At 71.9% G+C, this 18,068-nt stretch carries 16 protein-coding genes; 9 read left to right on the top strand and 7 right to left on the bottom strand.

The window, feature by feature from the left end:
• Window positions 1-39: 39 nt before the first annotated feature.
• From argC to ACH4U8_RS23250, 3 genes are read right to left on the bottom strand one after another with little or no spacing between them, the layout of a single operon-like run.
• The gene (gene argC, locus ACH4U8_RS23260; protein ID WP_379988103.1) at window positions 40-1,065 is read right to left on the bottom strand and encodes an N-acetyl-gamma-glutamyl-phosphate reductase; all 1,026 of its coding nucleotides are present in this window, start codon (window positions 1,063-1,065) and stop codon (window positions 40-42) included.
• Window positions 1,062-1,967: a RimK family alpha-L-glutamate ligase gene (locus tag ACH4U8_RS23255; RefSeq protein WP_395779856.1), complete on the bottom strand. Its 906-nt coding sequence runs from the start codon at window positions 1,965-1,967 to the stop codon at window positions 1,062-1,064. Before ACH4U8_RS23255 ends, argC begins: the two co-directional genes overlap by 4 nt.
• Before the next feature lie 27 nt (window positions 1,968-1,994).
• Window positions 1,995-2,177 carry a lysine biosynthesis protein LysW gene (locus ACH4U8_RS23250; protein WP_395779854.1) on the bottom strand — a complete coding sequence of 61 codons (183 nt, stop codon included), beginning with the start codon at window positions 2,175-2,177 and terminating at the stop codon, window positions 1,995-1,997.
• Window positions 2,178-2,492: 315 nt separating this feature from the next.
• Between ACH4U8_RS23250 and ACH4U8_RS23245 the strand changes: the two genes are divergently transcribed.
• A complete protein-coding gene (locus ACH4U8_RS23245) occupies window positions 2,493-3,245 on the top strand; it encodes an SDR family oxidoreductase (protein ID WP_360321618.1) in 753 nt (250 codons plus the stop codon).
• 71 nt (window positions 3,246-3,316) lie between these two features.
• Here ACH4U8_RS23245 and ACH4U8_RS23240 read toward each other — a convergent pair whose 3' ends face one another.
• A complete protein-coding gene (locus ACH4U8_RS23240) occupies window positions 3,317-4,258 on the bottom strand; it encodes a LysR family transcriptional regulator (protein WP_360321621.1) in 942 nt (313 codons plus the stop codon).
• A gap of 529 nt (window positions 4,259-4,787) precedes the next feature.
• Here ACH4U8_RS23240 and ACH4U8_RS23235 point away from each other — a divergent pair.
• The 8 genes from ACH4U8_RS23235 to ACH4U8_RS23200 are packed head-to-tail and all read left to right on the top strand — an operon-like array spanning window position 4,788 to window position 13,234.
• Complete coding sequence (locus ACH4U8_RS23235; protein ID WP_395779852.1) at window positions 4,788-5,681, top strand: family 3 encapsulin nanocompartment shell protein; 894 nt, start codon at window positions 4,788-4,790, stop codon at window positions 5,679-5,681.
• 18 nt (window positions 5,682-5,699) lie between these two features.
• Entirely contained in the window at window positions 5,700-6,695 is a 996-nt protein-coding gene (locus tag ACH4U8_RS23230) for a sulfotransferase (RefSeq protein WP_395779850.1), read from the top strand.
• A 9-nt stretch (window positions 6,696-6,704) separates the two neighbouring features.
• Entirely contained in the window at window positions 6,705-7,475 is a 771-nt protein-coding gene (locus ACH4U8_RS23225) for an SDR family oxidoreductase (RefSeq protein WP_360321630.1), read from the top strand.
• Window positions 7,475-8,671 (top strand): MFS transporter, encoded by a 1,197-nt coding sequence (locus tag ACH4U8_RS23220; protein ID WP_395779848.1) that lies wholly within the window; start codon window positions 7,475-7,477, stop codon window positions 8,669-8,671. The genes ACH4U8_RS23225 and ACH4U8_RS23220 overlap by 1 nt, the downstream gene beginning before the upstream one ends.
• A gap of 57 nt (window positions 8,672-8,728) precedes the next feature.
• Window positions 8,729-10,588, top strand: a complete 1,860-nt coding sequence (locus ACH4U8_RS23215; protein ID WP_360321636.1) for a M20/M25/M40 family metallo-hydrolase — start codon at window positions 8,729-8,731, stop codon at window positions 10,586-10,588.
• Complete coding sequence (locus ACH4U8_RS23210; RefSeq protein WP_360321639.1) at window positions 10,585-11,046, top strand: adenylyl-sulfate kinase; 462 nt, start codon at window positions 10,585-10,587, stop codon at window positions 11,044-11,046. The genes ACH4U8_RS23215 and ACH4U8_RS23210 overlap by 4 nt, the downstream gene beginning before the upstream one ends.
• Entirely contained in the window at window positions 11,043-11,978 is a 936-nt protein-coding gene (gene cysD / locus ACH4U8_RS23205; protein ID WP_360321642.1) for a sulfate adenylyltransferase subunit CysD, read from the top strand. The genes ACH4U8_RS23210 and cysD overlap by 4 nt, the downstream gene beginning before the upstream one ends.
• Window positions 11,978-13,234: a sulfate adenylyltransferase subunit 1 gene (locus tag ACH4U8_RS23200; RefSeq protein ID WP_395779846.1), complete on the top strand. Its 1,257-nt coding sequence runs from the start codon at window positions 11,978-11,980 to the stop codon at window positions 13,232-13,234. The genes cysD and ACH4U8_RS23200 overlap by 1 nt, the downstream gene beginning before the upstream one ends.
• A gap of 98 nt (window positions 13,235-13,332) precedes the next feature.
• Here ACH4U8_RS23200 and ACH4U8_RS23195 read toward each other — a convergent pair whose 3' ends face one another.
• The 3 genes from ACH4U8_RS23195 to ACH4U8_RS23185 all read right to left on the bottom strand — a co-directional run bounded on the left by ACH4U8_RS23195 (window position 13,333) and on the right by ACH4U8_RS23185 (window position 17,896).
• Window positions 13,333-14,886, bottom strand: a complete 1,554-nt coding sequence (locus ACH4U8_RS23195; protein WP_395779844.1) for an MFS transporter — start codon at window positions 14,884-14,886, stop codon at window positions 13,333-13,335.
• Between the two features lie 801 nt (window positions 14,887-15,687).
• Window positions 15,688-16,293 (bottom strand): DNA-binding response regulator, encoded by a 606-nt coding sequence (locus ACH4U8_RS23190; RefSeq protein ID WP_395779842.1) that lies wholly within the window; start codon window positions 16,291-16,293, stop codon window positions 15,688-15,690.
• Window positions 16,294-16,450: 157 nt separating this feature from the next.
• Complete coding sequence (locus tag ACH4U8_RS23185; RefSeq protein ID WP_395779840.1) at window positions 16,451-17,896, bottom strand: hypothetical protein; 1,446 nt, start codon at window positions 17,894-17,896, stop codon at window positions 16,451-16,453.
• Window positions 17,897-18,068 lie beyond the last annotated feature (172 nt).

Raw genomic sequence — 18,068 nt, 5'->3', positions numbered from 1 at the left:
GTCGGTGTGGTTGGTGCGCGATGTCGCCGATTCCGACGTTCAGTTCGGGTGCAACCCGGTGAACTCCAGGCCGAGCCGTTCGGGCATGTCGAACCGGACGTTCAGGCACTGGACCGCGTTGCCGGCACCGCCCTTGACCAGGTTGTCCAGTGCCGCGATCACGGTGAGATGGCTCGAACCGCGATCGAGCGCGAAACCGACGTCGCAAAAGTTCGAGCCGGCCAGGATCTTGGCCTCGGGAAAGCGGTGCATGCCGCGCCGGTGGGCGACCACGCGCACGAAGGGTTCCGCGGCGTAGCGGGAGCGGTAGGCGGCGCGGACCCGGCGCTCGTCCGCGCCCGGCACCAGGTGGGCCCGGCCGACGAGTTGCACGCCGCGAATCGCCTCGATCCCGGTCGCGGTCATCCGTACCGAGAGCCCGGCGGCCTGGGCGATCTCCGCCTCGTGTCGGTGCCGGGTGGGAGCGAAGACCCGCAGTGCGCCGCTTCGTTCGGCGTGCAGGTTCTCCGGGCCGGCCTTGGCGCCGGAGCCGCTGGAGCCGGTGCGGGCGTCGATGGTGACCTCGCCGCGGATCAGCCCGGCCTCGGCGAGCGGGACCAGCGAAAGGATCCCGGCGGTGGCCATGCAGCCCGGTACGCTGATCCGCCGCGCCGTGCGCAGTCGCCTGCGGTGGAACTCGGGCAGTCCCGGGACGAACGTCTCCAACAGGTCCGGCGCGGTGTGCGAGACGCCGTAGTAGTCGGCGTACACGTCCTTGTCGTGCAGGCGGAAGTCCCCGGACAGGTCGATCACGGTGTCCGCGAGCTCCAGGAACTCCGGCATCCGACGCATCGTCTCGCGGTGCGGGGTGGCCAGGAACAGGGCGTCGTAGTAGTCGAGTTGCTCCTCGGAGCAGAAGTCGAGTTCGGTCCGCCCGCGCAGGTTCGGGTGCACCCCGTCGATCCGCCTGCCGCGCAGCGTGCGCGAGGTGGCGGCGGCGAGCTCGACCCCGGGGTGCACGGTGAGCAGCCGCAGCAGCTCGCCGCCGATGTATCCGGCCGCCCCGACGACCCCGACCCGGATCACGTCCGCATCCCGGCCGCGAGCAGGTCCGCGATGGCGCCGGCCACGTCGAGGTCGCGGCCGTGGGCGCCCTGTAGTCCGGTGAACTCCACCCGGTCGTTGACTTCGAGCACGGTGAGTCCTCCCTCCAGGTCCTCGATCAGATCGACTCCGGCCAGTTCCGTGCCGACGGCGGCCGCGGCGGCGACCGCGAGTTCGGCGTGCTCGGCGCTCGGCGCCAGGGGTTCGCTCACCGCGCCGCGCGCCACGTTGGTGCGCCATTCGGTGCTTCGGCGGTACGTACCGCCGAGCGCTCGGCCGGCCACGACCAGGATCCGGATGTCGCGATCGGCCTTGGCGACCTGCTCCTGCACGTAGACCACGTGCGACTGCGGGGAGGGCATCGCGGCGATGTGTTCGAGCACGGCGCCGGCCATCGTCGAGTCGGTGACCCGGGTGACCAGTCGCCCCCAGGAGCCGACGAGCGGTTTGAGCACGGCCGGATATCCGATCTCCTCGAGCGCGGCCAGGGCCGCGTCGGGCGTGATCGCCAGCGCGGTCCTGGGCGTGGGCAGCCCGTGTCGGAGCAGGGCCGCCGAGGTGTACCACTTGTCGCCGGCGAGGTGGGTGGCGGCGGCGCTGTTGACCACCGTCACCCCCACCGATTCGAGCGCGCTCGCCGCGTACAGGGCCCGGAAGTGCCCGACCTCGCGGTTGAGGACCAGCCGGGGACCGGTGTACGACGTGCCGCTCGCGACGAACAGCGTGCGGGGATCGAGATGTTCGAACGCGATCCCGCGTCGGTCGAGGGCGGTCATGATGCTCTTCTCCTCGAACCGCACCCGGGACGCGAGCACGGCGAGCCGCGGGGACGCGGCCGGCGTCGTTGTCGCCGACCGGTTCACCGCTGATCGGATCGAAGTCATCGACCGAATCCCTCCCTCCGATTCCGACTATTCGCCCCAGTCCTCTTCGACCTCGGGCGCGAGCTCGACCTTCGGCGGCTTCACGGACGCGATCTCCAACTCGCTCCGGCAGTCCACGCACTCGATGATCTCGCTCACCCTGGCGTCCTCGTCGAGCGTCACCGTCGTCGCACATTCGGGACACTCGGGGGCGTGCACGGCCTGCTGCATGGGTTCGACCTCCGACTGTGGCGGTGAAATCCGGGCGATCTCGACCCGGGCGGCTGGTTGCCACTGATAAACCGTAACGCGATTTCCCCGGTAAATGCCAATGAGGAAATCTGATCGAACCGAAAGCGAATCCTTATGGTCGACCCGTCATAACCGGGAGGGATTTTCGCATAAGCAGCCCTGCTTGCCGGCTCCGGTACAACCGGTCGTTTCGCGATTAGTATTTCCCGGATGGAATCGCCTCGGCGATTCGCCGCCGCAAGAATGACACCGAAAGGCCCGATCATGATTGTTCGACCGCGAGACCGTGTCGCCATGGTCGTGGCGTCGAGCGCCGGTGTGGGCCTGGCCGCGGCCAAGGGCCTCGCCGTGCGGGGCGCGCACGTGTCGATCTGCGACCGGGACCCGCACCGGCTGGCCCGCGCACATGTCGAGGTCAACGCGCTGGGGCCGGGCGACGTGCTGAGCATGCCGGTGGACCCCTACGATCCTTGCGCGGTCGCCGAATGGGTACGCCGCACCGCCGACAACTTCGGCGGTCTGGACATCGTGGTGACCAACTCCGGCCCGATCACGCCCGGTCCGGTGGACGGGTTCCGGCTGGCCGACTATCGCGCGGCGATCGACGCGAACCTGCTGCCGCACGTGAGCGCGACGCTGGCCGCGCTGCCCATCGTCAAGCGCGGCGGCTGGGGCCGATTGTTGCTGATCGCGCCGGCGAGGACGCGTCGCCCGCACGGGCGCGAGGGATTGTCCGGCCTCGCCCGGATGGGCCTGATCGGCTATCTGCGCGGATTGGTGGACACTCTGGACGGCACCGGCGTGACGGCCAACGTGCTGGTGCCGGGCGCGGGGCCCGGTGCCGGCCCCCGGTTGTGGGGCGATCCCGGGGCAGCTTCCGAGATCGCTCGGGTGGCCGACCGCATCCGCGGCGAAGGCGGCCGGGAGCGCGCCGAGTTCGGCGCGTTGGCCGCGTATCTGGCGAGCGAGCGGGCCGCGCCCGTCACCGGTCTGGTCTTCGACGCGCACGGCGGCGACGTCGGCGCGGCGGCCGCCTGCCGCGGTTAGCCGGCCATCGGTGAATCCCGGCGGGGCCGCGCCCGACCCGGGCTTCCGTCCCGGTCGCGACGCGGGGCCGGCTACCGGTGCGCGAGCATCCGGCCGGCGTCGCCGCGGTCCGCGCGGCCCGGCTCCGGGGCGGGCGGGGCGTCCACGAACGGATAGCCGAGCAGTGCCCGACGAAAGGCCTTCTCCGCGATGGCCGGCAGGTTCGAGGGGGCCAGAGCGGAGGGAAAGGCCATCGTCACCGGCAACGGTCCGGGCGGGGCGGGCAGCCCGGGACGCACCGCCTTGGGCAGGTCCCACAGTTCGTCCCCGTTGGCCACCAGGCACGCGACCCCCAGACCGGCCTTCGCCGCCGCGCGCAGGCCGACCAACTCGGGGCCCTCGTAGGAGATCCGCCATGGCACGTCGCAGGCGTCCAGCGCGTCCACGATCCGGGCGCGCATGGTGCACGGCTCGGTGAACAGGGTCAGCGGCAGCGCGGCGTTCTCACCGTGCGCCGGCTGGCCGAACCAGTCCATCCGCAGGTGGCCGAGTCCGCGACTGGTGGCGACCGTTACGTCCGAGCGGGTCTGCAGGAGCAGCGCCAGGTCGAGTTGCTCGGTGGCCACCTGGGTCTCCAACACCTCGCTCAGGCCGGTGCGCACACTCACCTGCGCCTGCGGCAACCTGCGGGTGACCAGCCGAAGGAACTCCGGTAAAGCCTCGGCGAGTTGATTGACGATCCCGATGGAGAGCCGTTCGTGCCCGGTGGCCGGTACGAAACGCTCCACCGCCTCGTCGTTGAGCGCGACGATCCGCCGGGCATAGCCGAGGAGTTCCTCGCCCTGCGGGCTGAGCCGCAGGTTGCGCCCGGTCGAGGTGAAGATCGGACCCTTGATCAGACCGTTGAGCTGCCGGATCTGCTGGCTGACGGCGGGCTGGGTGATGTGCAGAGCCTCCGCGGCCCGGCGGAAACCGCCGAGGTCGACCACGGTCAACAGAGCCCTCAGTCGATTGACTTGCAGGTCGTGATGCATTCTCCACTCACATCCATGAAGGGTCTTGCCACACACCTGACGCTCGGGTGGCAACGGGGCCAAGGTGATGCTGTGCGGCAACAAGATCTATAAACCTGACACATTGCACCCCACCGGCTTCCGTGCCTTCGGCGTCGTATGGCCGGCCGAAACCAGCCTACGGGGCGCCGGCAGGCCGTTCCACGGTACGTTTCACGTCTTCGGCATGAAGTTTTCACAGCCGAATGCGAATATGCCATCGCGTGGCATGATCCGGTGCCGAGCGGGCAGACGACGTGCGTCGTGCGCGATGCGCATACGGGCAAACGGGCATTCGGTGGGGACCGACGCCACAAAACCGGGCGTTTGCCGACGCGGCGCCGACGGCCATTTCGTCGAGTATGCACCGGCCCGCGTGTCCGGAGAAATCACGCGCACTTATCCGGGTCATAAAAACACGCGTTCGACGGCGACCCCCGGCGGTGAAGATCGCGCCTAATGTCGATTACTCGGGCACCTTCCCGAGTTCGAATCCAGCCGAGGAGTCGCCATGCAGGGAGCCGCCGCCGGGCCCGCCGTCGAGCAGGGAGTCCGGGTCACGCTCGCCGACCCCGGGCTGCGCACCCGCAGTCCCGGCGAGGAATTCGCCTGGGCGATGGGCGGCGTGCCCGCCGCCGAGGATCGGGTGGTCCCGTTCCGGGCCCATCTGCCCGCGGTCTTCCCGCTGTTCGCGACCCGACCGCGCTACGCGGTGCGGCACCTGCTCAAGAGTGCGTCGGTGCCCGACCGTCGGGTGCCGTACGTGCACGAGCCGCCCGCCCGCACGCGCGCCGCGGCCGGCACCTCCTATCGCAGCACCCCCGAAGGGGCCTTCGTGCCCCGCCTGGAGCAGGCCGAACTCACCGACCTGACGGTGTCCGTACCGCTCCCCCGCGGGCTGCTCGACGAGCCCGCGCTGCTCGCGTCCTTCGTGGACTACCGCGTGCTGGTCCGGCTGTCCGTGGTGGAGAACGAGACGTTGCTGCACGGCAGCGAGGACAAGGCGATTCCCGGCCTGCTCACGCTGCCCGAGAGCCGGCAGGGCCGGCTCGGCGCGAACCTGGCCGAGGACCTGACCGGCGCCGCCGCCGAGGTCGAGGAGACCGGTGGTTCGTGCGACGGCATCGTCGTACACCCGTTCACCTACTGGGAGTTGGTCAAGACCGGCACGCTGGACCTGCTGGCCCGAGCGGGCGTGACCATCTCCCGGACCCGGATGATCCCGCGCGACCGGGTACTGCTCGGCGACTTCCGCGCCGCCGCGACCCTGCTCGTCCCGGACGTGGCCGCGCTCGCGCTGCGTCGCGGCGTCGGACCCGACGGCGGCGACGTGGTACAGGCAACCACCCGCGTGGGCCTGGCCGTTCACCTACCCCAGCACTTCCTGCTGCTCACCCGCGACTGAGAAAGGAGTGTGCTCGCGATGGCCGACCGATCCCCACGCGTGTTGTACATCACCGGCTGGATGCGCAGCGGCAGCACGCTCCTGGGCAACATCCTGGGCGAACTGCCCGAAGTCCGGCACGTGGGCGAACTGCACTACCTGTGGCGCAACGGCGTGCTGGGCCGGGGCAGCAACTCGACCTGCGGCTGCGGCGCGAGCCTGCGCACGTGCCCGCTGTGGTCGGGTGTGCTGGAGGAGAGCGACGGCACCGGGCCGGAGGCGACCGCGCGACGCACGGCCATGCGACAACACGCGCTGCTGCGCACCCGGCACGTCCGCACCCGGCTCGCCGAGGCCCGCGGACAGGTGCCTGCGGCCCCGGGAGTGGACGAACTCCTGGACCGCACCGCGCGCATCCATCGCCGGCTCGTCGACGAGGGCGCCGGCCGGCTGATCGTGGACGGCTCGAAGTATCCGGCGGAGGCGGCCGCGTTGCTCGGCCACCGCGACCTGGACGTGCGCGTCCTGCACATCGTGCGCGACCCCCGGGCCACCGCGCTGTCCTATCGGCGGGCCAAGCAGTACATCGACCCGATGAGCCCGGTCCGCAGCAGTGGCTACTGGAACGCCTTCAACCTGGCGTCCGAACTGGTCGGCGCCACCGCCGTGGGCCGCTACCTGCGGGTGCGCCACGAGGACCTGTGCGCGCGGCCCGCGGACGTACTCACCGACGTGCTGCGCTTCGCCGGACTCGACGACGAGCCGCCGGTCGACGCACGGGGCCGGGTGCACCTGAGCGGCAACCACACCGTCACCGGCAACCCGGATCGACTGCGGCAGGGCCTCACCGAGATCCGTCCCGACGAGCGGTGGCGCACCGAACTGGCTCCGCGCGACCGGGCCACCGTCACCGCACTGACCGCGCCGCTGCTGCGCCGCTACGGCTATCCCCTGCTGCCCGGGCACGGCGATCGGGCGCACCCGACGAAGGCACCGGCGGAGCCGGTCCCGGCGACCGCCGCCGAGCAACGATAGGAGCCGACCGTGGATCTGGGACTCGATGGCCGCGCCGCGCTCGTCGCCGCGGCCGGCAGCGGGATCGGTCTCGCCGTCGCGCGTGCGCTGGCCGCGGAGGGCGCCGACGTGTCGATCTGCGGACGGGACCCGGACAAACTGGCCCGCGCCCGGGAGGAGATCGACGCGTGCGGCAAGGGCCGGGTGCTGGCCGACTCGATCGATCTGCGCGACGAGGAGGCCGCCGCGGGCTGGGTCCGGCGCACCGCCGAGGAGTTCGGTGCCCTGCACATCGTGGTGAGCAACTCCGGCGGTGTGCCGTTCGGCCCGGTGGAGAGCTTCACCGTCGCGCAGTACCGACAGGCGGTCGACGGCAACCTGCTCCCGCACGTGTCGCTCGCGCTCGCCGCGGCGCCGTACCTGACCGCGGCGGGCTGGGGCCGGATCGTGATGATCACCTCGGAGTCGGTGCGCCAACCCCACCCCGGCAGCGGGCTCTCCTCGGTGGCCCGGCTCGGGGTGCTCGGCTTCGCCAAGGGCCTGGTGCACACGTTCGGCGCGGCCGGGGTGACCGTGAACGTGCTGGCCCCCGGTTTCCACCGGACACCCATCCTGGACGTGCAGTACGGCGACCGGGTCGAGGAACGGCTCGCCGAGGTCGCCCGGGACATTCCGCTGGGCCGGATCGGCCGGGCCGAGGACCTCGGCGCGTTGGTCTGCTTCCTGGCCGCCGAGCAGGCCGGGTACGTCACCGGCTCGGTCGTGGTGGTGGACGGCGGCAACTCGCGGGGAATCGGCTGATGTCGGCGCCCGCGTCCCGGCCCGGGGCGGATACCGCCTGCGCCCGCGCCCGGTCGGCGCAACCCTGGGCGCGCACCTTCGCCGGCGTCCTGCTCGCCCTGTTCACCTCCTTCGTCGCGATCGGCGCGGCGATCACGCTCATCCCTCGACTGGTCACCCGGGAACTGCACGGCTCACCCTTCGAGGTCGGCGTCGCGTTCACGGTCTCGGGCGTGGTGGCCCTGCTGGTGCGGCCGTACGCCGGGCGGCTGGCCCAACAACGCGGCTGCCGCCCGGTGATGACGCTCGGCGCGGCGCTGATCGTGCTGGTGGGCGGGCTGTACGCGCTGCCGCCGACCCTGTTCGGGTTGCTTGCGGCCCGGTTCGTGCTCGGTGTCGGCGAGGCCCTGCTGTTCACCGCCGGATCGGTGTGGACGGTGGCCCTGACCCCGGTCGACCGGCGCGGCCAGGTGGTCGGGTTCTACGGACTGGCGATGTGGGCGGGCCTGGCGGTGGGACCGGCGGTGGGCGAAGTGTCGTACCGGACCGGCTCGTACGGCGCGGTGTGGACGGTCGCCGCCGTGTTGCCCGCCGTCGCCGTCGCGGTGCTGATCCGACTGCCCGACGACACCCGCCGAGGTGTCGCGGCGTCCGCCCGGTTGTTGCCGCGCGCCGCGATCCTGCCCGGCCTCTCGCTCGGCTTCGGCGCGTTCGGATACGCGGCGGTGGCGAGCTTCGGGGCGCTGGCGTTGACGGACCGCGGGATCGGCAACGGTTCGCTGCTGATCAGCGTGTTCAGCGCGGCGTATGTGGGCGTGCGGGTGGTCGCGGGGCGGGTGCCCGATCGGGTCGGCGCGCTGCCGGTGATCGTGGTGTCCGCGTGCGTGGAGGCGCTCGGCCTGGTGCTGATCGCGTTCGCCGCGACGCTGTGGGTCGCGGCGGCCGGCGCACTGATCGCCGGCGGCGGCTTCACCCTGCTGTATCCGGCGCTGGCGATGATCGCGATCGACACCCCGCCGGAATCCGAACGCGGCGCGGTACTGGGCGCCATCTCCTCGTTCTTCGACCTCGCGGTCGGCCTCGCCGGGCTGGTCGGCGGGCTGCTCGCCGAGGTCGGCTACACCGCGACCTTCCTGTTGGCCGCGGTCGCCGCGCTGGGCTCGCTGTACACCGGCACCGCCGCGGCCCGGCGCCGGGACCGGGCCCGGGCCTCGTGACGTGATCGACCCCCGCGCGTGGCCACACGCGTGCCGACCCACCGAAGGAGTCCTCGCATGTCCGCCGCACCGAGCGGGAGCACCCGCGCGCGCGACGCCGCCCTGTACGTGCTCAAGCTGGGCAGCGCGACGCTCGCGCACGAATCGCTCTACGACGAGATCCTCGCGCTGCGCCGTCGTGGGGCCCGGCTGCTGGTGATCGCCGGCGGCGCGGCCGGCATCACCGAGCACTACGCCCGGATCGGACGCGACGTGCGGATGTTGACGCTGCGCTCGGGCGATACCGTGCGCTACTGTCCGCCTGCCGAACTGCCACACCTGCTGGCCGCCTACGAACAGCTCACGCTGCCGCGCGTGGACGAGGCGCTGACCCGACGCGGCCTGTCGGTGTTCGCCGCCCCGGCCCGCACCGCCGGCCTCGTGCGCGCCACCGCCGTGGGCCCCCTGCGGGTGGTCGAGGACGGGCGCACCCGCGTGGTCCGCGATCAGCGCGTGGGACGCGTGAGCGGGGTCGACACGGCGCGCCTGACGGATTTGTTGGCCACCTTCGACGTGGTGTGCCTGTCCCCGCCGGTCGCCGATGCCGACGGGGGCGTGGCGCTGAACGTGGACGCCGACGTGCTGGCCGCCGAGGCGGCGAGGGCCCTGGACGCCGACCACCTGCGCCTGGTCACCGGCACGGCCGGACTGCTGGCCGACCCCGAGGCGGGGACCGGCACGCTGCGCGACCTGTTGCCCGGACAGGGACAGCGCTACGCACGTGGCCGGATGCGGCACAAGGTCCGGGCCGCGGAGATCGCCCTCGGCGGCACCTGCGACGTGGCGATCACCGGTCCGCACACCCTCGACACCACCCGCGCGACCCGGTTCTGGCGTGCCCCCGCGCCCGACCCCGACCTCGAACTCCTGTCCCGGGCAGTGGAGTTGTCCTCGGTCTCGCACGACGAACGTGAACTCGCCGAGTATCTCGCCGGCTGGTGCGCGGCTCACGATCTCGATGCCCGGATCGACACGGCCGGCAACCTGGTGGCCACGCGCGGCACCGGCCCGCGCCGACTGCTGCTGCTCGGCCACCTGGACACCGTGCCGCACCGCTGGCCGGTGCGCTGGGACGGCGACGTGCTCACCGGGCGCGGCTGCGTGGACGCCAAGGCGAGCCTGGTGACCTACCTGCGTACGTTGGCCGACCTGGAAGTGCCGAACGACGCGCAGGTGCGCGTGATCGGCGCCGTGCAGGAGGAGATCACCGGCGCCGGCGCCTTCCACGCCCGCGACCACTACCCCGCCGACGCGGTCGTGATCGGCGAACCCAGCGGCGCGGGCGCGCTCACCATCGGCTACTACGGCCTGGTCAAGCTGCGGCTGAGCATGTCCGAACACACCGAACACACCGCCGGAAAGGGTGTACGCACGGCCGGTGATCGCATGGTCGAGGGACTGCGGGCGGTCCGCGCCGAGGTGGAACGACTGAACCCCGACGCGCTCACCGCGGTGCTGGGCGTCCACGCGCTCAACCGCGGCGACGTACAACGCGGCGAGGCGACGGTGGACGTGCGCGTGCCGCCGGGCCTGGCCGTGGACGACCTGCTCGCGGCGCTGCGCGCACTGCCCTTGGCGCCGATCGCGCTGGAGGTGGTCCGGGCCACCCCGGGGGTGTCCACCACGCGCTCCAGCCCGCTGGTGAAGCTCTTCCAACGCGCGTTCCGCGCCGCCGGGACCACGCCGCGATTCCTGCTCAAGAAGGGCAGCAGCGACATGAACACACTGGCCACCACCTGGCACGACATCCCCATGGTCGCCTATGGCCCGGGAGACTCCAAGCTGGACCACACCCCGCACGAACGGCTGGACGCGGCGGAGTTCCGCGCGGCGGGCACGATCCTGACCGCCGCCGTCCGAGCGTGGTGTGCGTCGTGACCACACCCGCGTACTGCACCTGCCGGCCGGGTGCGACCGTCTGGCTCACCGGGCCGCCCGGCGCGGACCGGGACCGGCTCGCCCGAGCCGCGGCCCGCTCGTTGCGGCGCGCCCACCGTCGGGTGGAGATCCTGAGCGATGCCGCCCTGGACCGCGTCGTCGGCACCGACCCGACGCCCTCCGGCGCCGATCGCCGAGGGCAGGCGTTGCGGATCGGCCGAGTCGCACACGTCCTGGCCCGCAACGGCACCACCGTGCTGGTGACGGTGCCCGCCCCCGACGCGGCGACCCGGGCCCGGGTGCGGGCCTGGCACCTGGAGAGCGGGACCCGCTACCTGGAGGTGCGGGTGGGCGCCGACGCGGACTCGACCGGACCGTCGACCGCGGCGGACCCGGCGCACGGATCCGAGGCCGCGGCGACGCTGCGCGCACTGCTCATCGAGGAGGGATCGGCATGACCGTCGCGGCGAACCGCGCCGACGGCACCGACAACGGGTATCCGTTCGCGCACCTGGAGGCGATGGAGTCCGAGGCGGTGCACATCCTGCGCGAGGTGGCCGGGGAGTTCGAGCGGCCGGTGATCCTGTTCTCCGGCGGCAAGGACTCCATCGTGATGCTGCACCTCGCGCTCAAGGCCTTCGCGCCGGGAGTGCCCCCGTTCGCGCTGCTGCACGTGGACACCGGCCACAACTTCCCCGAGGTCCTGGAGTACCGCGACCGCACGGCGGCCCGCCACGGACTGCGCCTGCACGTGGTGTCCGTCCAGGAGTTCATCGACGCCGGCGAACTGCGCGAGCGTGCGGACGGCACCCGCAATCCGCTCCAGACCGTGCCGTTGCTCGACGCGATCGAACGGCACGGCTTCGACGCGGTGTTCGGCGGCGGCCGGCGGGACGAGGAGAAGGCCCGGGCCAAGGAGCGGGTGTTCTCGCTGCGCGACGAGTTCGGCGGCTGGGATCCGCGTCGGCAACGGCCGGAGTTGTGGCAGCTCTACAACGGGCGGCACGCGCCGGGCGAGCACGTGCGGGTCTTCCCGCTCTCCAACTGGACCGAGCTGGACATCTGGCAGTACATCGCCCGGGAACGCATCGAACTCCCGGCCGTCTACTACGCGCACGAGCGCGAGGTCTTCCGCCGAGCCGGCATGTGGCTGACGCGGGGCGACTGGGGCGGCCCGGGCGAGGACGAGCCGACCGAGCGCCGGCGCGTGCGCTACCGCACGGTCGGCGACATGTCCTGTACCGGCGCGGTGGACTCCGACGCCGACACCGTCGAGAAGGTCGTCGACGAGATCACCGCGTCCCGCCTGACCGAGCGGGGCGCCACCCGGGCCGACGACAGGATGTCCGAGGCCGCGATGGAGGACCGCAAGCGAGAGGGCTACTTCTGATGAACGTCGACACACTGCGCTTCGCCACCGCCGGCTCCGTGGACGACGGCAAGTCCACCCTGGTGGGCCGACTCCTGCACGACTCCAAGTCGATCCTGGCCGATCAACTGGAAGCGGTCGAGCGGGCCTCCTGCGACCGGGGGCGGCACACACCCGATCTGGCCCTGCTCACCGACGGCCTGCGGGCCGAGCGTGAGCAGGGCATCACGATCGACGTGGCCTATCGCTACTTCGCCACGCCCCGCCGCCGGTTCATCCTCGCCGACACTCCCGGGCACGTGCAGTACACCCGCAACATGGTCACCGGGGCGTCCACCGCCGAGCTGGCCGCGGTGCTCGTCGACGCGCGCCACGGCGTGGTCGAACAGACCCGGCGACACGCCGCCGTGGCCGCGTTGTTGCGAGTCCGGCACGTGGTGCTCGCGGTCAACAAGATGGACCTGGTGGACTGGTCCGAGACCGTCTTCGCGGGCATCGCCGACGAGTTCGGCGCCTACTGCGCCGCGCTCGGGGTGGCCCGGGTCACCGCGATCCCGGTCTCCGCGCTGACCGGGGACAACGTGGTGGAGCCGAGCGAGGCGATGCACTGGTACAGCGGGCCGACCCTGCTCGAACACCTGGAGACGGTACCGGTGACCCGGGACCCGGACGGCGACCCGACACGCTTCCCGGTCCAGTACGTGATCCGTCCGCAGACCGCCGAGCTCCCGGACTACCGGGGCTACGCGGGCCAGATCGCCTCCGGCGTGCTGCGGGTGGGCGACCGGGTCAGCACGCTGCCGTCCGGCGGCGTCAGCACCGTCGAGGGCATCGACGCTCTCGGCGAACCGGTGGACACCGCGTGGGCGCCGCAATCGGTGACCGTCCGGCTGGCCGACGACCTGGACGTCTCCCGCGGCGATCTGCTCGCCCCCGAGGACACCGCGCCCGCCCCCACCCGCGACGTTCGGGGCACCGTCTGCCACCTGCACGAACGGCCGCTGACGCCGGGCCAACGGGTGCTGCTGCGGCACACCACCAGGACGGTGCGGGCGATCGTCGAGGAGATCCCCTCGCGGCTGAACCTCGACGACCTCGCACACCGGCCCTCCCCCGGTGAACTCGTCGCCAACGACATCGGCACGGTCGTGCTGCGCACCGTCGAGCCGGTCGTCCTCGACCCGTACGCGCGTTCCCGGCGCACGGGCTCGTTCCTGCTGATCGACCCGATCGACGGGACGACGCTGTCCGCGGGGATGGCCGAGACCCCGGCCTGACCGAGCAGGACACCCCCGCGCCCACGTACCGCCGTCCTCGGATGGCGGTACGTGGGCGCGGGGGTGTCCTGCGACCGCATCGGCCCGGCGACAGGTGGTCAGCGGGGCGCGCCGATCGTGCCGTTGCGGGACTTCCACTCGGTGGGTGCGTCCTCGGCGGGGCCGTCCGCCGGAGCCGCCGCGGCCTCGGCCTCCAGCGACGGATCGACGGCGGGGCGCGCCGGCAGCGCGAACATCAGCACGAAGATCGCGACCAGTACGACGGCGGCCCACAGCAGCGAGTTCTCGAAGGCGTTCACGAACGCGGGCCCCACCTTCTCGGGCGCGAGGCCGTCGTCGATCAACCGGAAGAAGACCACCGACGTCAGGCCGAGACCCAGCGCGTTGCCCATCTGGAGCGTCGTATTGATCAGTCCGGACGCCGATCCGGCGTGCTCGCGCGGTACATCGGACAACACCGCGTTGGTCAGCGGCGCCACGATCAGCCCCATGCCGAGGCCGATCACCAGGAGCGGCAACGCCATCTGCCAGGTCGCGATCCCGGTGCCGTACCGGTCCGCTTCCCACAGGTAGATCAGCATGCCCGCACCCATCACCAGCGCACCGGCCTGGAGCACCTTGCGGCCGAACCGCGGCACCAACTTCTGCACCGACACCCCCGCCGCGGCGGCGACCGCCAGCGAGAACGGCAGGCTGGTCAGACCGGCGCGCAGCACGCTCCAACCCAGTCCGACCTGCATGTACAGCGTCCAGACCAGGAAGAACATGCCGCACACGACACCGAAGCCGAACTCCACGGCGATCCCGGCGCTGAAGCTCTTCACCCGAAACAGCGACAGCTCCACCAGCGGCGAGCCGTCCCGACGGGTCTTGGCCCGCTCGTACAGCGCCAGCGCGGCGAACACCAACACCGAACCGGCCATGGAGAGGTAGCCCCACAGCGGCCAGCCCAGCTCGCGGCCCTGGGTGAGCGGGTACAGCAACATCAGCAGGCCCAGCGTGACCAGGCCGACGCCGACCAGGTCCAGATGCAGGGCGCGGGCGGCCTTGGACTCGGTGATGTACTTGCGGCCCAGGACCAGGCCGGCGATGCCCACCGGGACGTTGATCAGGAAGATGGTCCGCCATTCGAGGCCGAACATGTTCCACTCGGTGAGCAGCGCGCCCAGCAGCGGTCCGCAGACCCCGCCCATGCCGACGATGGCGCCGAACAGGCCGAAGACCTTGCCACGTTCGTGCGCGGGAAAGGTGGCGTGCACGATCGACAGGACCTGCGGGACCATGATCGCGGCTCCGGCGCCCTGCAGGATCCTGGACGCGACCAGCATGTCCGCGTTCACCGCGCAGCCGCTGAGCGCGGAGGCGACGGTGAAGGTGGTGACACCGATCAGGAAGATCCGCCGGCGCCCGTGGATGTCGCCGAGCCGGCCGCCGGTGATCAGGCCGGCCGCGAACGCGAGCACATAACCCGCGGTGATCCATTGGATCTGGCTCGTGGAGGCGTCCAGGTCGCGCTGGATGGAGGGCAGTGCGACGTTGACGATCGTGACGTCGAGCAGATCCATGAACGCCGCGGTCATGACGATGGCCAGTGCGATCCAGCGCCGCGAATCCGGCGGGGCCGCTTCCGGGTGAGCGATGGGTGAAGTCATGCTTCCAGGCTAGAAATCGAAGGGGGTGTACAGGGGGTCGGGCGTTAAGGGCTTGCGTTCGTTTCGATCAGCACGGTTTATGGCCGAGCCCCGGGATTTCCGCGTGAATGCGCGGCGGCGGCAATCGATGGGGCGCGGATCGAATACGTGTTCCATCGGGCGGGTGCTGCATTCGTGATATCCGTTGTGTATGCCCGGAGTTCACCCTCCGGCCGATGGAAACCCGCAGCGCGTCGCGGACGTGGTCACGGCGCGCGGAGGAAGACTTCCCTCGTCATCGACGAAGTGCCCGGTCCGGTCGCCGGCTTCGGACACACCGGCCCGGCACGCCGCCCGCCCACCCCCCGAGAGCCACCATGAACACCATTGCCCTTCCGCCCACCCGAGTCCACCTGCCCGCCACTGCGGCACTTTCCCCGACGGCCGCGAGAAACCGGTCGTCGAAAATCTCGGCGCATCGCCGACCGACGAAAACCGGCCGGCCACGTGTATCCGCCGGTCGAACGCGCAGCCCCTGGACCGACCGGGATATCTCGGCCCGATCGCAGGACTTCCCCGAGGACGGAAGGGAAATCGTGAACGGCGCACGACCGAATGCCCCCGGCCTTGCCTTCGAACCCCGTCTCGGCGTACCGGGAACTCGCGGGTTCGGACGGTCATTTCGCGGCGGACCGGGCACGCGTCGGCCCGGTTGACGTGGTCGGTATCGGCGCGACCGGCACCGCGACCGGGTGCGGCCGACCCCGATCAACGACGGCATCGACGCGAGGCGGACGCCGCCGCACGACCGGTCGACGCGCGTCACAACCAGCCGGAGTCGCGCGCGATCCGCACCGCGTCCATGCGATTGCGGGCGTTGAGCTTGGTCACCGTCGTGGTCAGGTAGTTGCGTACCGTCCCGGCGGACAGGAACAGGCCGCGCGCGATCTCCGGCACGTCCACCCCTTCGGCGGCCAACCGCAACACCTCGGTCTCCCGCGCGCTCAACGGATTCTCCGCCGCCTGCAACGTCGCCACCGCCAACCGCGAATCGATCACCTGCTCACCGGCGGCCACCGTGCGGATGGCGGCGGCGAGTTGGTCCGGATCGGCGTCCTTGAGCAAGAACCCCCAGAGGTGCGCGGCCATCGCCCGCCGCAGATTGCCCGGCCGGCCCAGGTTGGTCATGATCACCGTGCGGCACTCGGGTAACCGCTCGTGCAGCAGCCGGGCCGCCCGAATGCCGTCCAGACCCGGCAGATCGATGTCCAACACCGCGACCTCCGGCCGTACCTCGAGCGCCACCGGCAGGATGAGATTTCCGCGATCGACCTCGGCGACGACCTCGATGTCGGGCTCCAGTTCGAGCAGCGACACCAGCGCCCGGCGCAGCATGAGCATGTCCTCGGCGAGAAGAACCCTGACCATCGTGTCCCCCCACGGCATCCCAACGGGATGGTCACTGTCATCGACGTTCCTCGAAAGCACCGGCAGCGGCGCCCCGCCCGCGCCACCGGCGATCCCACGCCCTGTCACCTGCCCCGACGTGCTCCGATCACGCCGGGTCGGACCCGAACACCACGGCTCAGATCGAGAACGTCTCGCCACCCACCCGTACCGAGCGACCGACCCACGGGTCGGTGCGCATCGACGCCAGCACGTCGGCGTCCGTCGAGGAGGCCACCGACCGCACGCCGCCCGCTCCCTCGACCACCGCGATCGCCACCGCCGGCTCGCCCTGCTCGAACGCCACCGTGCAGCCCACCACCTCGGCCGGGCCCGCGTAGTCCGGGTCCACCGGGCGGCTCGGCAACTGCGCGCGCACGTCGATCGCCCGGAACCCGTCGGCGGCCGGCCGATCCGACCACAACGCGCCGGCCTGCTTGGTGACCATCCCGGACACGCTCGTCACCAACCCGTCGCCACCCGCGAGCACCCGTCGGGTCACCTCGACCGTCGCCTGCAACGCGTAGTTGTTGAGCGGCCCGCCGGCGAACGCCATCCCGCCCGTCGCGGTCAACTCCCGGCCGGGGCGCCCGGTCAGACCCAGCTCGTGCCGCTGGATCCGGACCGCCGCCGGGAAGCAGCTGTACAGGTCCAGGTGCGTCGCGTCGCGCACCCCCGCGCCCAGTGCCGCGCCGACCTCGGCGAATCCGGGCGAGCGGCCCAGGTCCGGCCGGGCCACCAGCGGCACCATGGTGTTCGCCTCGGCCGCGGCCGTCGGGAACACCCACCGGTCCCGGGCCACCCCGAACCGGCGCGCCGCCTCGGCCGAGCACAGGAGCAGCGCGGCGGCCTGGTCGACGTTCATCTGCGAGCAGTGCCACTTCGAGTACGGGCTCGCCAACCACGCGTTGCGGCCGGTGGGTGCCAGCAGTTCGTCCGGCTGCACCGCGCGGCCCCGGATCGCCTGCCCGGCGTCGGCGGCGACCGTCGAGAAGTCCGCCCACAACGCGGCGATCTCGCGCGCGTCGTCCGCGGGCGACCGGTCCCGAGCGGCCCCGATCGCCGACTCCATCACCGCGTACTGCCGCGCGGGCACCGCCAGATGGCGATCGATCTCGACCCGGGCCAGGATGTCCGCGCCGGGCGCCCACACCGTGTCCGGGACACCCTCCGCGACCGGATCCGCGAGTTCGAGCCCGGCGATCCGGGCGCGCAGTCGCCGATGCGCCGCCTCGCCGCCCACGACGAGCACCACGTCGGCCTGCCCGGCGGCGATCTCGGCACATGCCCGGGTGATCAACGACTGTTGCAGGACCCCCAGTTCGGCCAACGTGCTGTGCGCGTCCACGATCTTGAACCGGTCCGCCAGCCAGCGGCCAGGATCGCCGTGCCGCCAGGTCCCGCGCGGCACCAGCACCTGCCGGACCGCCCGCAGCAGCGCGCCCGACCCCTCGGCGGCCTCCTCGACGGCCCGCGCCATCAGCTCCAACTCGCCGACGCCGGCCCCGGCCTCGGCCGAGCGCTGCCGCGCCACCCCGGCCCCGACCAACACCGGCGTCCGCGGCTCGACCGCCTCCAGCCCCATCGCCGCCCCCTTGCCACCGCCCGACCGCCCCGGACCATCCGGCGCGCGCCGACGTTAGTGGCGGAGCCCGACGATCACCAGTGCGTCCCGGTCCTCGATCCCGGGTGGCAGAGGGCGGGGCGCGCTCCCGGTGTCGGTCCGCGACGGTTGTGGATCACCGTTCGGCGGGCAT

This window comes from Embleya sp. NPDC020886 (assembly GCF_044333915.1).
Lineage (GTDB): Bacteria > Actinomycetota > Actinomycetes > Streptomycetales > Streptomycetaceae > Embleya.
Note: the sequence above shows the minus strand (reverse complement) of the source record. Positions and strands in the feature narration are given on the sequence as shown.

Bases quoted from the DNA above. Each gene is read 5' to 3' on its own strand.
- ACH4U8_RS23255 (WP_395779856.1), bottom strand. From the start codon at position 1,967: ATGACTTCGATCCGATCAGCGGTGAACCGGTCGGCGACAACGACGCCG.
- ACH4U8_RS23250 (WP_395779854.1), bottom strand. From the start codon at position 2,177: ATGCAGCAGGCCGTGCACGCCCCCGAGTGTCCCGAATGTGCGACGACG.
- ACH4U8_RS23245 (WP_360321618.1), top strand. From the start codon at position 2,493: ATGGTCGTGGCGTCGAGCGCCGGTGTGGGCCTGGCCGCGGCCAAGGGC.
- ACH4U8_RS23240 (WP_360321621.1), bottom strand. From the start codon at position 4,258: ATGCATCACGACCTGCAAGTCAATCGACTGAGGGCTCTGTTGACCGTG.
- ACH4U8_RS23235 (WP_395779852.1), top strand. From the start codon at position 4,788: ATGCAGGGAGCCGCCGCCGGGCCCGCCGTCGAGCAGGGAGTCCGGGTC.
- ACH4U8_RS23230 (WP_395779850.1), top strand. From the start codon at position 5,700: ATGGCCGACCGATCCCCACGCGTGTTGTACATCACCGGCTGGATGCGC.
- ACH4U8_RS23220 (WP_395779848.1), top strand. From the start codon at position 7,475: ATGTCGGCGCCCGCGTCCCGGCCCGGGGCGGATACCGCCTGCGCCCGC.
- ACH4U8_RS23215 (WP_360321636.1), top strand. From the start codon at position 8,729: ATGTCCGCCGCACCGAGCGGGAGCACCCGCGCGCGCGACGCCGCCCTG.
- cysD (WP_360321642.1), top strand. From the start codon at position 11,043: ATGACCGTCGCGGCGAACCGCGCCGACGGCACCGACAACGGGTATCCG.
- ACH4U8_RS23200 (WP_395779846.1), top strand. From the start codon at position 11,978: ATGAACGTCGACACACTGCGCTTCGCCACCGCCGGCTCCGTGGACGAC.
- ACH4U8_RS23195 (WP_395779844.1), bottom strand. From the start codon at position 14,886: ATGACTTCACCCATCGCTCACCCGGAAGCGGCCCCGCCGGATTCGCGG.
- ACH4U8_RS23190 (WP_395779842.1), bottom strand. From the start codon at position 16,293: ATGGTCAGGGTTCTTCTCGCCGAGGACATGCTCATGCTGCGCCGGGCG.
- ACH4U8_RS23185 (WP_395779840.1), bottom strand. From the start codon at position 17,896: ATGGGGCTGGAGGCGGTCGAGCCGCGGACGCCGGTGTTGGTCGGGGCC.